Annotated in this window: 16 protein-coding genes; 3 read left to right on the top strand and 13 right to left on the bottom strand. The window is 62.2% G+C overall.

Features of this window, described 5'->3' with window-relative positions; all coding sequences use genetic code 11:
• Positions 1-124 precede the first annotated feature (124 nt).
• Positions 125-613, bottom strand: coding sequence for a DUF3995 domain-containing protein (locus I6E58_RS14085; protein WP_197134888.1), 489 nt, complete (start codon positions 611-613; stop codon positions 125-127).
• A gap of 48 nt (positions 614-661) precedes the next feature.
• Here I6E58_RS14085 and I6E58_RS14080 point away from each other — a divergent pair, with 48 nt between their 5' ends.
• Entirely contained in the window at positions 662-1,246 is a 585-nt protein-coding gene (locus I6E58_RS14080; protein WP_197134886.1) for a TetR/AcrR family transcriptional regulator, read from the top strand.
• Between the two features lie 33 nt (positions 1,247-1,279).
• Here the strand turns inward: I6E58_RS14080 and tyrS are convergent, their stop codons facing one another.
• The gene (gene tyrS / locus I6E58_RS14075; RefSeq protein ID WP_197134883.1) at positions 1,280-2,590 is read right to left on the bottom strand and encodes a tyrosine--tRNA ligase; all 1,311 of its coding nucleotides are present in this window, start codon (positions 2,588-2,590) and stop codon (positions 1,280-1,282) included.
• 132 nt (positions 2,591-2,722) lie between these two features.
• On the opposite strand from tyrS, the gene I6E58_RS14070 reads away from it, so the two are divergent.
• Together I6E58_RS14070 and I6E58_RS14065 are read left to right on the top strand one after the other, a co-directional pair.
• Complete coding sequence (locus I6E58_RS14070) at positions 2,723-3,361, top strand: SatD family protein (RefSeq protein ID WP_231595745.1); 639 nt, start codon at positions 2,723-2,725, stop codon at positions 3,359-3,361.
• Positions 3,358-3,912 carry a hypothetical protein gene (locus I6E58_RS14065; RefSeq protein ID WP_197134880.1) on the top strand — a complete coding sequence of 185 codons (555 nt, stop codon included), beginning with the start codon at positions 3,358-3,360 and terminating at the stop codon, positions 3,910-3,912. Before I6E58_RS14070 ends, I6E58_RS14065 begins: the two co-directional genes overlap by 4 nt.
• Positions 3,913-3,960: 48 nt before the next feature.
• Here the strand turns inward: I6E58_RS14065 and I6E58_RS14060 are convergent, their stop codons facing one another.
• The 11 genes from I6E58_RS14060 to pheS form a co-directional block, all read right to left on the bottom strand.
• Positions 3,961-4,884, bottom strand: coding sequence for a DUF817 domain-containing protein (locus I6E58_RS14060; RefSeq protein WP_197134878.1), 924 nt, complete (start codon positions 4,882-4,884; stop codon positions 3,961-3,963).
• Positions 4,884-5,471: a DNA-3-methyladenine glycosylase gene (locus I6E58_RS14055; protein ID WP_197134875.1), complete on the bottom strand. Its 588-nt coding sequence runs from the start codon at positions 5,469-5,471 to the stop codon at positions 4,884-4,886. Before I6E58_RS14055 ends, I6E58_RS14060 begins: the two co-directional genes overlap by 1 nt.
• A gap of 2 nt (positions 5,472-5,473) precedes the next feature.
• A complete protein-coding gene (gene argH / locus I6E58_RS14050; RefSeq protein ID WP_197134871.1) occupies positions 5,474-6,910 on the bottom strand; it encodes an argininosuccinate lyase in 1,437 nt (478 codons plus the stop codon).
• A gap of 2 nt (positions 6,911-6,912) precedes the next feature.
• On the bottom strand, positions 6,913-8,112 hold the full coding sequence (locus I6E58_RS14045) for an argininosuccinate synthase (protein WP_197134868.1): 1,200 nt from the start codon (positions 8,110-8,112) through the stop codon (positions 6,913-6,915).
• A 68-nt stretch (positions 8,113-8,180) separates the two neighbouring features.
• Entirely contained in the window at positions 8,181-9,107 is a 927-nt protein-coding gene (gene argF, locus I6E58_RS14040; protein WP_197134865.1) for an ornithine carbamoyltransferase, read from the bottom strand.
• Entirely contained in the window at positions 9,104-10,291 is a 1,188-nt protein-coding gene (locus I6E58_RS14035) for an acetylornithine transaminase (RefSeq protein WP_197134862.1), read from the bottom strand. Before I6E58_RS14035 ends, argF begins: the two co-directional genes overlap by 4 nt.
• Positions 10,288-11,202 (bottom strand): acetylglutamate kinase, encoded by a 915-nt coding sequence (argB, locus tag I6E58_RS14030; RefSeq protein WP_100390107.1) that lies wholly within the window; start codon positions 11,200-11,202, stop codon positions 10,288-10,290. The genes I6E58_RS14035 and argB overlap by 4 nt, the downstream gene beginning before the upstream one ends.
• A complete protein-coding gene (gene argJ, locus I6E58_RS14025; RefSeq protein ID WP_197134859.1) occupies positions 11,202-12,353 on the bottom strand; it encodes a bifunctional glutamate N-acetyltransferase/amino-acid acetyltransferase ArgJ in 1,152 nt (383 codons plus the stop codon). Before argJ ends, argB begins: the two co-directional genes overlap by 1 nt.
• Positions 12,350-13,396, bottom strand: a complete 1,047-nt coding sequence (argC, locus tag I6E58_RS14020; RefSeq protein WP_197134856.1) for an N-acetyl-gamma-glutamyl-phosphate reductase — start codon at positions 13,394-13,396, stop codon at positions 12,350-12,352. Before argC ends, argJ begins: the two co-directional genes overlap by 4 nt.
• A gap of 281 nt (positions 13,397-13,677) precedes the next feature.
• Positions 13,678-16,170 carry a phenylalanine--tRNA ligase subunit beta gene (pheT, locus tag I6E58_RS14015; RefSeq protein ID WP_197134853.1) on the bottom strand — a complete coding sequence of 831 codons (2,493 nt, stop codon included), beginning with the start codon at positions 16,168-16,170 and terminating at the stop codon, positions 13,678-13,680.
• Entirely contained in the window at positions 16,170-17,210 is a 1,041-nt protein-coding gene (gene pheS / locus I6E58_RS14010) for a phenylalanine--tRNA ligase subunit alpha (RefSeq protein ID WP_197134850.1), read from the bottom strand. Before pheS ends, pheT begins: the two co-directional genes overlap by 1 nt.
• Positions 17,211-17,244: the final 34 nt, after the last annotated feature.

Below are 17,244 nucleotides of genomic sequence, written 5' to 3'. Positions count from 1 at the left end.
TGAGACCGGAAACTCAGCAGCAAAAGCTGACTTCGTTTTCCGCACCTTTGGGGTGACTAGAAAGAACAATACGTGCATTCTGAGTGCCCCACCAACACGATGCGCATCCCGGGCGTGTCGCCACCTACGTGCGGGAATCGAGCGCTGAGTTGACGTTCGAATCGCGCTGTCGCGCGAGAGCCAACGCACACAGCGCGAGTAGCAAACACAGGGGCGAATACGCCAGGAGATCCCAGCGATGGAAGGTGGCATCCGCCGGGTTGATGCCCCACAGTCCCGAGCTGATGAGGAACCCGAGGATACTCCGCAGCGCGAAGACAACCGCCAAGGCGTAGCTCGCGAAGATCAACCACGGGGTCAGGATCGAACGCGAACGCGAGAGGTTGATCATCCGGAGCACGACGGCGACGCTCGCCCCGCTCAGCGCTGCGGCGACGAGAAACGTGAGTGCCGGGCTCGGCCATATTCCGCTTGGCACGACAGCGCCGCCGAGTTCCCCGAACGACGCCGCCGGGAACGGGATGCCTGAACCCCACAGGATGTGGAGCATCCCGAGCACTGCAAGTGTCAGAGCAAGAAAGGAACCCGCCAAGATACGCATGCGTATGTTCATGACCTCAGGCTAGCATCCACGTCCGGGTTCGCGGAGTACGATTTGCCCATGGCACTCCCCCGCACTGAGCGACTAACCCCCGAGCGCTGGGCCGATGCTGCTCTCATTCTCGGAGCGCGAGAAGGCCTAGCGGCCATCAACATGGAACGGGTCGCGGCCGAACTCGGGGTCACCAAAGGCAGCGCTTATCACCACTTCTCCTCACGAGCCGCGCTACTCGACAGTGCCCTTGAGCTCTGGAAAAAGCGCGCTACACAGGATCTGATCGATCAGCTCAGCGATCTGGCGTCACCGCACGAACGATTAGCTGCCATCTTGGGCGCCTCGATCGGCCGCGACCCGCGCGATGGGCTCGAGTACTACATCCTCACGTCTCAAGACCCGATCGCGACGCCCGTCATTGACGCCGTCACGACCGCACGGCTTCGCTTTCTCGAAGAAATTTACCGAGACTTCGGACTTGATGAACATCGCGCCCGGCTGTGGGCGCGCTCGTGCTACTCGACCTATTTGGGACTGCAGGTTTTGCGCCATACACTCCCCACCGACGCTCAAGTCGGGACCGGGACCTCAGCGGACATCACCGAGATGGTGCAGCAACTCACGCCGCCCGCAACGGACAGCGCTTCATAGAACACAACGCCAACGAGCTAAAACGCTAGCGCGTTAGGACGTAACGAAGATTCCCGCGAGCGTCTTCTTGCCACGACGAAGGACCGCTACATTTCCGGCGAGAAGATCGCTGCCGACTATCGCCTGGTCATCCGCCACCGCAACGTTGTTGAGGTAGACGCCACCCTGCGAAATAGCGCGACGCGCTTCACTCGCGCTCGACACCAGCTTGGTATCGGCGAGCAACTGCACGATTGTGGCATCCGCTGAGGTCTCTACGTGAGCGAGTTCGCGCAGAGCCGCCGCCAAGGTACCGGCGTCCAAAGACGCCAGCTCTCCTTGGCCAAAGAGAGCGGCCGATGCAGCGATCGCCGCCTCGGTTGCTGCGCGACCGTGCACGAGAGATGTCACTTCGTACGCGAGAGTCTTTTGCGCCTCACGCCTGAACGGCGCCTCGGCAACTGCGGTTTCTAACCCGGTGATCTGCTCGCGCGTCAAGAAGGTGAAGATCTTGACGCGCTCGATGACATCCGCATCATCAGTATTGAGCCAGAACTGGTAAAACGCGTAGGGGCTCGTCATGTTCGAGTCGAGCCAAATGGCGTTGCCCTCGCTCTTGCCAAACTTGGTGCCGTCGGAGTTGGTGATGAGCGGGGTACCAATGGCATGAACGCTCGAACCCTCAGCCTTGTGGATGAGGTCACTCCCGCTCGTGAGGTTGCCCCACTGGTCACTGCCACCGGTCTGCAACACGCAGTCGTAGTTGCGGTAGAGCTGCAAGAAGTCCATGCCCTGCATGACCTGGTAACTGAACTCGGTGTAGCTGATGCCGGCGTCGCTGTTCAGGCGCGCGCTCACGGCATCCTTCTTGATCATGGTGCCAACACGGAAGTACTTGCCGACGTCGCGCAGGAAGTCGATGGCGCTCATCGGCGCCGTCCAATCAAGGTTGTTGACCATGCGCACGGCATTGTCACCCTCGGTGCTCAAAAATTTCGAGACCTGAGCCTGCAAGTAGCTGACCCATTCGGCAACGGTCTCGTTGTCATTAAGAGTGCGCTCGGCCGTAGGACGCGGGTCGCCGATAAGGCCCGTCGCTCCCCCGACAAGACCGAGAGGCTTGTGGCCGGCCAGCTGAAGGCGGCGCAGCAGCAGCAGTTGCACGAGGTTTCCCAAGTGGAGGCTGGGGGCCGTGGGATCGAAGCCGCAGTAGTACGTGATCGGGTCACCATCGAGAAGCTTCTCGAGGGCATCCGCATCGGTGGAGACATGCACGAGGCCACGCCACGTGAGTTCTTGCCACAGGCTCTCGAAAGAGCTGTCGTTACTTTGAGTGCTGAGGGATTCTGATGCTGTCGCTGACACGTCATTAACCGTAGTGCCTTTCGGCACAACTCCGAGATCAGCGGCGGAAACCGGAACAGTGCTGAGGGCCTGATTGTGAGAGATCAGTGTTGTGGGCCTGATTTTTGAGAATCAATGCTGTAGCCTTTAGGGATGTTCGTGATTACCGCAGACCAACGCAACAGTCGCAGCAGCGCGGATGCCGTAGCTGAAGCCCTGCAGCGCATTAACGCGGAGCGCACGGAAGACCTCGCACTCCCCGCCGAACGCACGGCCGGAGACGAAGCCCAGATGCTGCTCACTTCAGCTCACGCTGCTCTCGACATCACCCTTGAACTGACCCGCACAGAACAGTGGAGCGTCGGTATCGGCATCGGCACGGTGCCCCTGCCCTACGGCCCCAACGTGCGCGCCACGAGCGGCGCCGCCTTTCTCGCAGCCCGCGTGGCAATCGATCGCGCTAAGAAGAGCCCCGCCAAGTGCGCCGTAGAATCTGACCCCGAAAACGAACTGGCGCGCGACATCGAACCGCTGCTCGAGCTTCTCATTTTGCTGCGCACTCGGCGCACCGCCAACGGGTGGGAGCTCTACGACCTACTCAGCACCGGCATCACTCAAGCTGATGCCGCAGAACGGCTCGGCATCTCACCGCAATCGGCAAGCCAACGCGCGCTCGTGGCCGGGCTACGCACCGAAGAAGAGGCTGTTCGTGCTCTTGCAAACCTGCTCGACAGAGCACACAGTGGAGTAGTAATCGACAATGCGCTGAGCGCAGAGGAAGGCACGTCATGATCGGCTGGTGGATCGCGGTACTCGTTCTCGTAATCGGAGCGATCGGTGCATCCATGATTGCCGCCCGCACCGAAAAGTACTGGCTCGCTACCGTGTCATTAGTGCCTATTGGCATCGCGCTCATCCTCGGATCGACCGAGAATCCTTTGCCCAGTGACGTTCCCGGGCTGGTCATTTTGCTCAGCGCAGCCCTCGTCGCGCTCGCCACGATTGCGGGCAGCCCGCTCGTTGCTCTCGTGCTGTCGCTCGCGTCATATCCGGCGCCACGCGGTGAACATGGCGGCATCCTCGTCATCGATGCCGACTCGCCGCTGCCCGAACGTGAGATTCTGCGCGGCGGAACAACCATCGGCTATCTCGAGCGCTTCGCGTTCATCGCCTCGTTTATGGTGTGGCAACCCGGCGCCATCGCCATCATCGTCGCTATCAAAGGACTTGGTCGTTTCTCGGAACTGGAAAACGCCGCCGCTCGCGAGCGGTTCATTATCGGCACTCTCGTAAGCCTTGTTTGGGCTGGGTTGTGCACCGCGGCGCTACTCGTCGGGCGCTAGAAAACACCGCCGCTCTCGCGTCATGGGTGTCGCACTACGGCTGGCGCACTAAGACTGGCGCGCTGTGCTCTCAACGATCGGCTCAGGAGGCTGCGGTTTCTCGACCCACGTGACGAGCACCACCGACACGATCATCAGCAAGAGCCACGAACCGAGCTTGGCGATCGACACCAACTCCCAGCCATCTGACTGATTCGGATACACCCACGCGTTCGACCACGTCGCGACGTTTTCGGCGATCCAAATGAAGATCGACACCAGCACGAAGGCAACGAGCACGGGCATCCGGAACCGCGCCCGCGAAACCCTGACGTGCATGATGGTGCGCGACCAGACCACCGCGATGGCCGCGAAGAGCAACCACCGAGCGTCGGCAATGAAATGGTGACTGAAAAAGTTGAGGTAGATCAGAGTCGCCAGGATGGCGGTAATCCAACGCCGCGGATAGCGATCGAAGCGAAGCTCGAAGAGGCGAAACACGCGCACCATGTAGGAACCGACCGCGGCATACATGAAGCCGCTATAGAGCGGGACGCCGAAGATGTGCAGCATGCCGTCGCCCTCGTACGTCCAGGACCCGGCATCCGTCTTGAAAATTTCCATCACGGTACCCACGATGTGGAACAGGATGATCACGCGCAGTTCGCGCAGCGTCTCCAGTTTGAACACGACCATAAGAACTTGGATGGCGAGAGCCGCGAGCACTAAGAAATCGTTGCGGGCGAGGGACGCCGACTCGGGATACCAGAGGCGAGTGAGTACGAGAACGGCGAGTATCGCTCCCCCGAACACGCAGGCCCACGCCTGCTTGAGCACGAACACCGTGAACTCGATCGTCCAGGTGCGAAAGCGTTGCGACGGCGAACTGCCGCCGGCGGCAGAGTGCGAGTTCGCGGGCGCCACGCGCACCCGGTCGAGACGTCGATGTGCCCACTCGTCGATCCGCTGCTCGAGCGGAGTAAAGCGCGCCACTAGGAGCGCTTTCGTTCCACTGCTGCACGATACGGGGAGACGCTGGGCTCCCCGGGAATCCAGAAACGCCAGGGGTACTCGTCGGTGCCACCCTCGCCGGCGACGCCCGTACGCGGCCCCGCGGCGAACGGCGACGGCGACTGAGGGAGCTCGAGGCGTACGCGGCCGGTCTGCAGGTTGGTGCCAGCGTCATCCAAACGAATGCCGAGCGCCACCGCGAGACGAGCGGGGCCCATCGCAAGATCGGCTGGTTTCTTGGATGTCGCACGACGTTCCGCCGCGACATCCAGACCCTCGATTACTTCCCCCGCACGCAACAGAATCCCGGAGGCAACGCCCTCGGGCATACACACGACGTTCGCGCACGTGTGCATGCCGTAAGTGAAGTAGGTGTAGAGATGACCGGGCGGACCGTACATGACAGCGTTGCGTTTCCCCGGCCCGCGAAAAGCATGGGAGCCAGGATCGACCTCGCCCATATACGCCTCGACCTCCGTAAGTCGCACCGCGACCTCGCCGACGCGCACGACAGCCCCCAGCAATAGCGGAGCAACCTCAGTCGCCGGCCTGCTGAGCAGTTCGAACACGTCTAGCTAAGAACCTGCGGGTCGAGAGCAGCCGCGAGAACGCGAACACGCTCGGTCAGTTCGGCACGCTGCTCAGCAACACGCACGGGAGCCGTTCCGCCGACGCCGGCACGGCTCGAAACCGAACCCTCCACGGTGAGAACCGCACGAACATCGCCCGTGAGGTGCGGTGAGATGGCGGCGTAGTCGGCATCCGTCGGTTCGTGAAGTTCAAGCGACTTCTCTTCGCAGAAACGAACCAACGAACCACTGATCTCGTGAGCTTCACGGAATGGAACGTGCTGACGCACGAGCCAATCGGCAACGTCGGTTGCAAGCGAGAAGCCTTGCGGCGCCAGTTCTGCCATACGTTCGGTGTTGAAACGCAGGGTCGCGATCATTCCAGTAAACGCGGGAAGCAATACTTCGAGCGTCTCGACAGAGTCGAAAACGGGCTCTTTGTCTTCCTGCAGATCGCGGTTGTAGGCGAGCGGCAGTGCCTTGAGCGTGGCGAGCAGCCCCGTGAGGTTACCGATGAGGCGACCCGCCTTGCCGCGCGCCAGTTCAGCGATGTCGGGGTTCTTCTTCTGCGGCATGATGGACGAGCCTGTGGAGTACGCGTCATCGAGCTGCACGAAGTCGAACTCGCGAGTGTTCCAGAGAATGATTTCTTCACTGAGTCGTGAAATGTCGATGCCCAGTTGCGCCGTGATGAACGCGAACTCCGCCACGACATCCCGGCTCGCCGTGGCATCGATGGAGTTCTCGGTGGGGCGAGAAAGGCCCAGTTCCCGAGCAACCAGCGCCGGGTCGAGCCCGAGAGTGCTGCCGGCAAGAGCACCAGAGCCATACGGCGAGGTGGAGGCGCGAGCCTTCCAGTCGCGAAAACGCTCGAGCGTACGCACAAGCGGCCACGCGTGAGCGAGCAAGTGATGTGCGAGCAGCACCGGCTGGGCATGCTGGAGGTGCGTGCGGCCCGGCATGATCGCCGAGTCATGCTTCTCGGCCTGCGCCACGATCGCGTCGATCAGGTCAACCACCATCGCGGAAATAGCACCCGCGTGGTCGAGGAGGTACAGCCGCACGAGAGTGGCGATCTGGTCGTTACGGCTGCGACCCGCGCGGAGTTTGCCTCCGACGTCGGCGCCAGCGCGCTCAATCAGTCCACGCTCAAGAGCGGCGTGAACGTCTTCTTCCGATTCCAAGGCCGTGAAGCTGCCATCGGCAACCGCTGCACTCAACGAGCGCAGCGCATCCTGCATGGTCTCCAGCTCGGAATCATCGAGGTACCCCGCGGCCGCGAGCGCAACAGCGTGCGCCCGCGAACCGGCGAGGTCATACTGCGCAAGCTGCCAATCGAAGTGAGTCGATTTACTCAACCGGGCAAGCTCGGGTGAGGGTCCGCTTGCGAAGCGGGCTCCCCAGAGTTGTCCCTCACCAGTTTCGGCAGAATGCGCCATGATTAGCCCTGCTTTGCGTCGCGACGAGCCGAGATCTTGCTCGGTAGTGACCAGAGTTCGATGAAGCCCTTAGCAAGCGACTGGTCGAACGTGTCACCGGTGTCGTAGGTGGCGAGGCTGAAGTCGTAGAGGCTCTGCTCTGACTTGCGGCCGGTCGGCACGGCACGGCCAGCGTGCAACGTCATACGGATTTCGCCGCTGACGTAGCGCTGGGTGTCATCGATGAACGCGTCGAGTGAACGCTTGAGACCTGAGTACCAGAGTCCGTCGTACACGAGGTTCGACCACTCGGCTTCGACTCCACGCTTGTAACGGGAAAGGTCACGCTCGATTGTGAGCGACTCAAGCTCTTCGTGCGCAGCGATCAACGCCATCGCGCCAGGAGCCTCATACACCTCACGGCTCTTGATACCAACGAGGCGGTCTTCCACTACATCGATACGGCCAATGCCGTGCTTGCCCGCGAGCGCATTCATGTGCTCGACGACAGCGAGAGCCGACATCGCGACTCCGTCGATGGCGGTCGGGATTCCAGCTTCGAAAGTGATGGTCACTTCGTCGGCGGGAAGACCGGCGGCAGGGTCAGCCGTGTACTCGTAGAGTTCTTCGATCGGTGCGTTCCACGGGTCCTCGAGGAACCCGGTCTCGACCGCGCGGCCCCAGACGTTCTTGTCGATCGAGTACGGGCTGGCAGCCGACTGGCGAATGGGAAGGTTGTGCTTTTCGGCATACACGATTGCCTTGTCGCGGGTCAGCGCAAGGTCGCGCACCGGAGCGATGCTCGTGAGGTCGGGAGCGAGAGCCGCCACAGCAGCCTCAAAGCGAACCTGGTCGTTTCCCTTACCGGTGCAACCGTGAGCAACGCTGTCGGCACCCAGCGCCTTGGCGGTAAGCGCGAGGTGACGAGAGATCACGGGACGGCTCAGAGCCGAGACCAGCGGGTAGCGCTTTTGGTACAACGCGTTGGCCTTGAGCGCCGGCATGAGGAAGTCATCGGCGAACTCGTCCTTGGCATCAATGACGATCGACTCAACAGCACCGCAGTCAAGGGCGCGCTGGCGAATGTCATCCATGTCTTCGCCACCCTGGCCGACGTCAATCGCAAGCGCGACGACCTCTTTGCCGGTGGCGTCCTTGAGCCAGCCAATACCTACGGATGTGTCGAGTCCGCCCGAGTAGGCGAGAACTACGCGTTCTGACATGTGTTTATCTCCTTGACGTCGTGAATCAGTTTAGGGAACTACAGCGGCGGCGCTAAACCGCCCGGAAATTAGGCAGCTTGGTCGAGCAACCAGATCATGAGTGCTTTCTGGGCGTGCAGGCGGTTCTCTGCCTCATCCCAGATGACGCTCTGCGGGCCGTCGATAACATCGGCTTCGACTTCGTAACCGCGGTCGGCGGGGAGGCAGTGCAAGAAGATGGCGTCGGGCTTAGCGAGGGCCATCATCGCGGCATCCACTTTGTACGCACCGAGGGAGGCCACCCGAACAGCCTTCTCGTCTTCTTTGCCCATCGACACCCACGTGTCGGTGACGACAACGTCGGCACCGGCGACGGCCTCAGCCGGGTCGGTGATGATGGCAATCGAACCACCGGTGGAGGCGGCGATCCTTTCGGCGTCGGCTACGACATCCGGCAGCGGCAGGTAATCCGCGGGGCACGCAATGCGCACGTGCATTCCGGCGGTGGCGCCCGCAAGCAGGTAGGAGTGAACCATGTTGTCAGCGCCGTCACCGAGGAAGGTCACGGTGAGGCCCTTGAGTTCGCCCTTGTGCTCGCGGATTGTGAGCAGATCGGCGAGCAACTGGCAGGGGTGGAACTCATCGCTCAGGGCGTTGATAACAGGAACCTGAGTGCCGTGCGCCATCTCGATGAGACCCTGTTGCCCATAGGTGCGCCACACGATGGCCGCGACCTGGCGCTCGAGGACGCGAGCGGTGTCGGATGCCGTTTCTTTGCCGCCCAGCTGGCTATTGGCCGTGGAGATGATGAGCGGCGAACCGCCAAGGTCAGCAATGCCCACAGCGAAAGACACGCGAGTGCGCGTCGAAGACTTGTCGAAGATTACTGCGACCGTCTGAGGACCTTCGAGGGGCTTGCGGCCCCAACGGTCGGCCTTGACCTTCTCGGCGAGATCGAGGATCTCGAGTTGTTCAGCCGGGCTGAGGTCATCGTCGCGAAGAAAATGCCTGGTCATGATGCCTCCGTAAGGGTGTTCTGAAGTACTGCGTTCAGCACGACGCTGAACGTGGTGATGAATTCGGCGATTTCGGCATCGCCAATGATGAGGGGCGGAGCGAGACGAACAGTCGACTCATTAGGAGCATTGACAATGAGCCCTTGCTCGAGCGCCACTGCCACAACCTGCTGAGCGACGGGCTCTGACAGGCCAATTCCGATCAGGAGACCGCGACCGCGCAACTCGCTGACCAGCGGTGAGCCGATCGCAGTGATCGCCGCCCGAAGCTCGTCGCCCCGAGTGGCCGCGTTCGCTACGAGGTTGTCGCTCTCGATGTGCGTGAGCACCGCGTTACTGACGGCACACACGAGCGGGTTGCCGCCAAACGTGGTGCCGTGCTGGCCCGGCTGTAAGAGAGCGGATGCCGCGCCAAAGGTCACGAGGGCGCCAATCGGCACTCCCCCGCCCATTCCCTTCGCGAGCGTGATCGCGTCGGGAACAATGCCGCTTTCTTGAAAGCCAAACCAGCGCCCGGTGCGTCCGGCTCCGGTCTGGATCTCGTCGACGATGAGAAGCACACCGTGTTGTGTGGTGAGTTCTCGTGCTGCTTCGAGGTAGCCCTCGGGTAGCGGCTGCACGCCGGCCTCGCCCTTGATGGGCTCGACGAAGAGTGCTGCGACATCCGGCCCGATCGCTGCGGAGAGCGCCTCGATGGTGGTGTCGATGTGCTCAACATTGGGCAGCAACGGCTCGAACGGCTCGCGCAGCGAGGCCTTGCCGGTGATCGACAGTGCGCCCATGGAACGGCCGTGAAACGAATCCATTAACGACAGGATGCGCGGGCGGCCCGTGCGACGCGCCAGCTTTACGGCTGCCTCGTTCGCTTCGGTGCCCGAGTTCGCGAAGAACACGCGCCCCTCTTCGCCCGCTCCAGAAATACGCAGGAGGCGTTCGGCGAGTGCGAGCTGCGGCTCGGTCGCGAAGAAGTTCGAGACATGAAGCAGGTTCGCTTGGCTCGTGAGCGCTCCGACGACGGCCGGGTGGTTGTGACCGAGCGAGTTCACGGCAATGCCACCCAGGAAGTCGAGGTAGCGCTTGCCGTCGGAATCAAAGACAGTGCAGCCCTCGCCGCGCACGAGTTCGACCTTCGGCGTACCGAAGGTATTCATCATGCGGTGGTTGTAGTCGTCTTGCCAGCTCATGCGGGTACCACCTCAGTGCCAATTCCGTCTTGCGTGAATACTTCGAGGAGGATCGAGTGCGGAGCACGACCGTCGATGATGGCGGCCTTCGGCACACCGGCATCCACGGCTTCAAGGCACGCGGTCATCTTGGGGATCATGCCCGATTCAAGACTCGGCAGCAGTTCACGGAGTTCATCAGTGTTGATGATCGAGACGAGTGATTCACGGTTGGGCCAGTCGCTATAGAGACCAGCAACATCGGTGAGGATGACGAGCTTGGCTGCGTCAAGCGCGATGGCCAGCGCCGCCGCGGCGGAGTCAGCATTCACGTTCAGCAGGCCAGACGCGTCATCCGCAATCTCGCCGGCTTCTTGAGCGAGCGTCGAGACCACGGGGATGTTGTCGCTGGCCAGCACATCGAGCACCCGCTGGGGGTCAACCTCGGTGACGTTGCCGACGAGGCCGAGGTCAACACGCTTGCCTTCAATCTCCTTGATCATGCGCTCACCGATGAAAAGGGAATGCTCATGACCGGCAATGCCATTGGCAAGATCTCCGTGCTCATTGATGAGATCGACGAGTTCAGCGCCCACCTGGTCGGTGAGCACATCGCGGACGACGTCAATCGACTCTTCGGTCGTGACCCGGTAGCCCGCGCGGAACTCCGACTCGATACCGCGAATCTTGAGCTCCTTGGTGATCTGCGGACCACCACCGTGAACGATTACAGGGCGAACACCAGCAAGACGCAGATAAACCATGTCCTGCACAAAGGCGCGCTTGAGTTCGTCGTTGATCATGGCGTTACCGCCAAACTTCACCACGATGATGCGGTTGCGAAAGCGCTTCAACCACGGAAGCGCCTCAATCAGCACTCCCGCCTTCGTCATGGCCTGCTCGTGTTCAGCGCCGTGTGTAAAAGCCGGCATCAGCTGGAGTACGCGCTGTTCTCATGCACGTAATCGTGCGTGAGGTCGTTGGTCCGAATGGTTGCTTCGGCATCGCCCGTCGCCAGATCGATCAGCACGTGCACAGCGCGTTCCGTGAGATCCACCTCGTCGCGCGAACGGTCGGGCGCACCAGCGTGGCAGACCCGCACACCGTTCATCGAGACATCGACCGCGTAGGGGTCGAAAGCGGCATCCGTGGTTCCGATCGCTGCCAAGACGCGGCCCCAGTTGGGGTCGTTGCCGAAGATCGCGGCCTTGAACAGATTGTTGCGGGCCACCGAGCGGCCGACGACAACAGCATCGTCTTCGCTCTCAGCGCCGACAACTTCGATGCGGATGTCGTGGCTCGCGCCCTCAGCATCGCCCTGCAGTTGTTCGGCCAGGTCGTTGCACACGCTCGTCACGAGCGCGGCGAACTCCGCCGCGTCGGGAGTCACGCCCGAGGCTCCGGAGGCCATGAGCGTCACTTGGTCATTCGTCGACATGCAACCGTCAGAGTCGAGGCGGTCGAAGCTCACTCGAGTGGCTTCGCGAAGCGCGGCGTCGAGGTCAGCGGTGGCGACAGCGGCGTCAGTGGTGATAACCACAAGCATGGTCGCAAGGCCGGGCGCGAGCATCCCGGCACCCTTAGCCATGCCGCCGATGGTGTAGCCGGTGCCGGTAACGACGGTCGTCTTAGGCTTGCTGTCGGTCGTCATAATGGCGAGCGATGCGTTTGTGCCGCCCTCAGTGCTGAGCGCCGCGGCTGCAGCAGACATTCCGGCGAGAACCTTGTCTTGCGGAAGCTGCTCGCCGATGAGGCCGGTCGAACAGACGAGGATGTCACCTGCCGATGCGCCCAACGCCTCAGCGACGTGCTCGGCCGTGGCGTGCGTGACCTGAAAGCCCTGCGGGCCTGTGAAGCAATTGGCTCCACCCGAGTTGAGGGCGATAGCCGTGACAACTCCATCGTCGATGACCTGCTTCGACCAGATGATCGGATGCGCTTGGGCGCGGTTGCTCGTGAAGACCGCTGCTGCGTCGAAACGGGGCCCGCGGTTCACGACGAGGGCGACATCGAGCCCACCACTCGCCTTGAGACCGGCTTCGACACCGGCGGCTTCGAATCCTGCGGCTGCTGTGACACTCATGGTGCTACTCCGTCCAGCGCTAAGCCGAGGGTTTCCTCAAGACCTAACGCGATATTTGTCGATTGAATGGCCGCGCCCGCGGTGCCCTTGACGAGATTGTCAATCGCACTGACAACGACGACGCGACGCGCGGCTTCGTCGATCGCTAGACCGATGAGGGCCGTGTTGGCGCCGAGGGTATCGGCGGTGCGCGGAAATTGCCCTTCAGGAAGAACATGAACAAAAGGTTCATCGGCGTACGCGGTCTCCCACGCTTCGCGTATCTGAGCGGCCGTCACACCGTCAGCAAGTTTGGCCGTCGAAGTCGCGAGGATTCCCCGTGACATGGGTACGAGAACCGGCGTAAATGACACCGTGACTGCGGCTGCGCCGGCCACCTTCAAGTTTTGAGCGATCTCGGGGGTGTGGCGATGCGTACCGCCTACGGCATATGCCGAAGCCGAACCCATCATTTCGCTCGCTAAAAGGTTAACCTTAAGGCTCTTCCCTGCACCCGACGGCCCGACCGCGAGTACCGCGACGATGTCCTCCGCCTCGATAAGAGATGAGCGGATGCCGGGAGCCAGAGCCAACGTAATCGCCGTCACGTTGCAGCCGGGCACCGCAATCCGCTTCGAACCGGCGAGTGCTTGCCGTTGCGTTCCTCCGGCGGCATGCAGAAGTTCGGGCATACCGTAATCCCAGGCACCGTAGAACTCGCCACCGTAGAAGGCTGCCCAGTCATCTTCACTGGTGAGGCGGTGGTCTGCGCCGCAGTCGACGACCAGAGTGTCGGCGCTGAGCTCAGCCGTTAGCGCCCCCGACTTGCCGTGTGGCAATGCGAAGAAAACGACATCGTGACCGGCGAGCACTTCAGGCTCGGTCGGCTGAAAAACAAGGTGTGAGAGTGACCGCAAGTGCGGCTGCACATCGATGAGACGCTGACCGGCGTTGCTAAACGCGGTCACAGTCGTGACATCGAACTCAGGATGGGTGGACAACAGGCGAAGAAGCTCGCCACCGGCATAACCGCTGGCGCCGGCCACAGCGACCGAAATTGACATGGATTTACCTTTAGTGGGGTTCGGAAACGAGAACACTTGCGGCGGCGTTTCACACGACCTCGTGGGTCATGGCAAAACTCCGCCTATCGTCGCTCGTCAGCCCCGCGCAGTACCGGCGAAGACGGCGCGACAAAGCGCAGCGAGAGTCGCTGGCAGCAGGCGCGGAGGTCGGTCACATTTCTAGCGTAGTGCCCCCAACGGGCGGCAAGCTAATCGACAAACACACAAAGCCGGTCGCCACCGCAATGGTGACGACCGGCTTTCGGCGTTTCTAGGTTTTTCTACTCGCGCAGTTCAGCTCCGACCCGCTCACCAGCGAGAGCGACGGCAGTGTTCTTCGCGTCGGTGGCTTCGACCTGCGTGAGCGTGCGATCCGGGGCGCGGAAGCGCAGAGCAAACGTCAGCGACTTGTGCGTTTCGGGGATGCCCGTGCCGCGGTAGTCGTCAACGAGGCGCACCTGTTCCAGAAGCTCGCCGGCCCCCTCGCGGATGAGAGCCAAGAGCTCTCCGGCCTGAACCTCGGTCGGCACCACCAGAGAAAGATCCTGGGTTGCCGCCGGGTAGGAGACAATTGGCGTCGCTGCGACATCCTCTGCCGCATGCTGAATCAGCACGGTGAGGTCGAGTTCAAGCACCGCAACGACACGAGGCAGGTCGAGCTCCTGAGCGAGTGCGGGAAGCAGTTCACCGGCGTAGCCCACGGTCTTGTCACCCACGCGAAGTTCCGCGGTGCGGCCAGGGTGCATTGAGTGATGGCTGCCCGTGACAATGTCGATCTCCACCGAGAGCGTCGCCGCCACGTGCTGAACAGTTGCTAGAGCATCCGCGAGTCCACGGGAGACGGGCTGCTGGCCCGGTTGACGCGTCACGGCATCGCCAAGGAACAGCGCGGCGACGTGCCACGGCTGGTCCGGGACGCTCGAGCGAAGGTCCGCGAGATCAGCGTCGCTCGGCAGCTCGTAACCGAGAGGCAACGAGGCACTGCCGTAGCTACGGCCAGCTTCGGGCAGGAACACTGTTCCGACCTCGAAGAGCGCCAAGTCGGTCAGCCCACGAGACACGTTGCGGTGGGCGATCGCCGCGAGGCCCGGGATCAACGAGCGACGCATCGTGGCGGCATCCGGATCCAGAGCGTTAGCGAGCTTAATGGTTGTCGCTCCCCCCGTCTCAGACGAGCCAAAGAGGTCGTTCGAGTGCTGGGAGATGAACGGGTAGGCCAACACCTCGGTGAGACCGGATGCGGCAAGGCTGTTCGAGACAGTGCGTCGCAGTCGCTGCGCGCGCGTCAGCCCGCGGCCCGGAGGCGCAATCGGAAGCACGGCAGGAATGCGGTCGTAGCCCACGATGCGGGCGACTTCTTCCACAAGCGTGGTCTTGTCGCCGAGGTCGGGGCGCCAGCTGGGCGGTGTGACACTCCAGCCGGTGTCGGTTGATTCGACCGTTGCGCCGATCGCCTGCAGCGAATCAGTGATCTCGTCAGCGGAGTAGTGCACGCCGATGAGGCCCTGAGCGTAGCCCTCGGGAAGGTCAACGGCATCCGCGACGTGATCGGCCAGCAGGTCGCTGCCGAGCTCGTCAACGGTTCCGCCACCCAACTCGACCAGCAATTCAACAACGCGCGCCGCTGCGGCCGGAGCCACTAATGGGTCGACACCGCGCTCGAAGCGACGCGATGCTTCGCTGCCGAGCTTGTGACGACGAGCAGTGCGCGCGATCGAAATAGGCTCGAAGTTTGCCGCTTCAATAAGCACGTTGGCGGAGGCATCCGTAATCTCGGTGCTGGCACCGCCCATGACACCAGCGAGGCCGATCGGGCCCGACTCATCGGTGATCAGCAAGTCTTCGGGGTTGAGAGTGCGCGCCTTGTCGTCGAGCGTCGTGAGGGTCTCCCCTGCGTGAGCGCGACGAACCGTGAGGCCACCGGCTACACGATCGAGGTCGTATGCGTGAATCGGCTGCCCGAGCTCGAGCATCACGTAGTTCGTGATGTCGACCGTGAGTGAGATCGAGCGGATGCCGGCCAGGGTCAACCGCGTAATCATCCAGGTAGGCGTCGGCTTGGTGACATCCACGTTCCGTACGACACGCGTGACGAACGCACGCACCCCGGAGCGCCCACGGATGGGCTCGCTATCAGCGATAACAACGGGGAAACCGCTGGCCTCAGTGAGGGTCGGGGCGTCCGCAGGATCGGTGAACGTCGCACCCGTCGAGAGTGCGTATTCGCGCGCGACGCCGCGCAGCGACATGGCGTAGCCGCGGTCGGGCGTGACGTTGATCTCTACGGCGAAGTCATCGAGACCGAGCAGCTCGATTGCGCTCGTTCCGACCTCGGGGTCGAGACCCAACGAAGACAGTACGAGGATGCCGTCGTGCTCGTCTCCGAGACCGAGCTCACGAGTAGACGCGATCATTCCATCGGAGACGTGACCATAGGTCTTGCGTGCGGCAATGGGGAACGGGCCGGGAAGAACCGAACCGGGCAACGTGACCACGACCTTGTCACCGACCACGAAGTTGTGGGCACCGCAGACGATGCCGCGAGGCTCGGCTTCGCCAACATCGACCTGGCACCAGTTGATGGTCTTGCCATTGGACTGGGGTTCGCCAACGAACTCAAGAACCTGGCCGACCACGACCGGGCCGGAGATATCGAAGTCGTGAACGTCTTCTTCTTCAAAGCCGACCTTAACGAGGGCTGCGTGGACTTGTTCGTGGGTAATGTCTGCGGGGATCTCAACGAATTCCCGCAACCAACTCATGGGAATTTTCATCAGACCACCATTCCGAACTGCTGGGAGAAGCGAACATCGCCCTCGACCATGTCGCGCATGTCATTCATTTCATTGCGGAACTGGAGCGTGCGCTCAATTCCCATACCGAACGCAAAGCCCTGGTACTCCTCGGGGTCAATGCCGGCAGCACGCAATACGTTCGGGTTGACCATGCCGCAGCCGCCCCACTCCACCCAGCGTGCGCCACCCTTGGCGTTCGGCTGCCAGACATCCATTTCAGCGCTGGGCTCCGTGAAGGGGAAGTAGTTGGGGCGCAGACGAATCTGGGCGCCCTCGCCGAACATGGCGCGAGCGAGATGCTCGAGCGTGCCGCGGAGGTGCGCCATCGTGAGGCCCTTGTCGATCGCGATGCCTTCCAGTTGGTGGAAGACGGGCGTGTGCGTGGCATCGAGCTCGTCAGTGCGGAACACGCGACCGGGCGCTACGACGTACACCGGCAGTGTGCGCTCGAGCAGCGAGCGGATCTGAACCGGGCTCGTGTGCGTGCGCAGCAGCAAGTGCGAATCGACGGGGTCGATGAAGAAGGTGTCTTGCATCGCCCGCGCGGGGTGGTCTTCGTCGAAGTTGAGCGCGTCGAAGTTGAACCACTCGTTTTCGAGTTCGGGGCCTTCGGCGACCTCCCACCCCATCCCGACAAAGATGTCACTCATGTGTTCCATGAGCAGGCTCAGCGGATGCCGGGCACCCTTAACGTAGCGAGTGGCGACGGCCGTGACATCCACAGCCTCTGCCGCAAGCTTGGCCTGCTCTTCAGCGACGGCCAGCTCTGCCTCGCGAGCGCTAAACGCGCCGTTGACGCGGCCGCGTGCGGCACCGATGAGCTTGCCGGTGGCAGCTCGGTCGGCGGGCGCCACGTTCTTCATCTGAGCGTTGAGCGCCGCCAATGGCGACCCCTCGGCAAGATGGGCGCCGCGCACCGTTTTGAGGTCGGCCATTGTCGCGGCGGATTCGATGGCAGCAAGAGCTGCTTCGACCGCTGCGGTTACCGCTGGTTCTGTGATCGGGGTGGGTTCAGACACAAGAATTGAGTTTAGCGGACACCGCTGTCGCGGG

Origin of the sequence: Salinibacterium sp. SWN1162 (assembly GCF_015864675.1) — a bacterium.
Taxonomy (GTDB): domain Bacteria; phylum Actinomycetota; class Actinomycetes; order Actinomycetales; family Microbacteriaceae; genus Rhodoglobus.
Note: the sequence above shows the minus strand (reverse complement) of the source record. Positions and strands in the feature narration are given on the sequence as shown.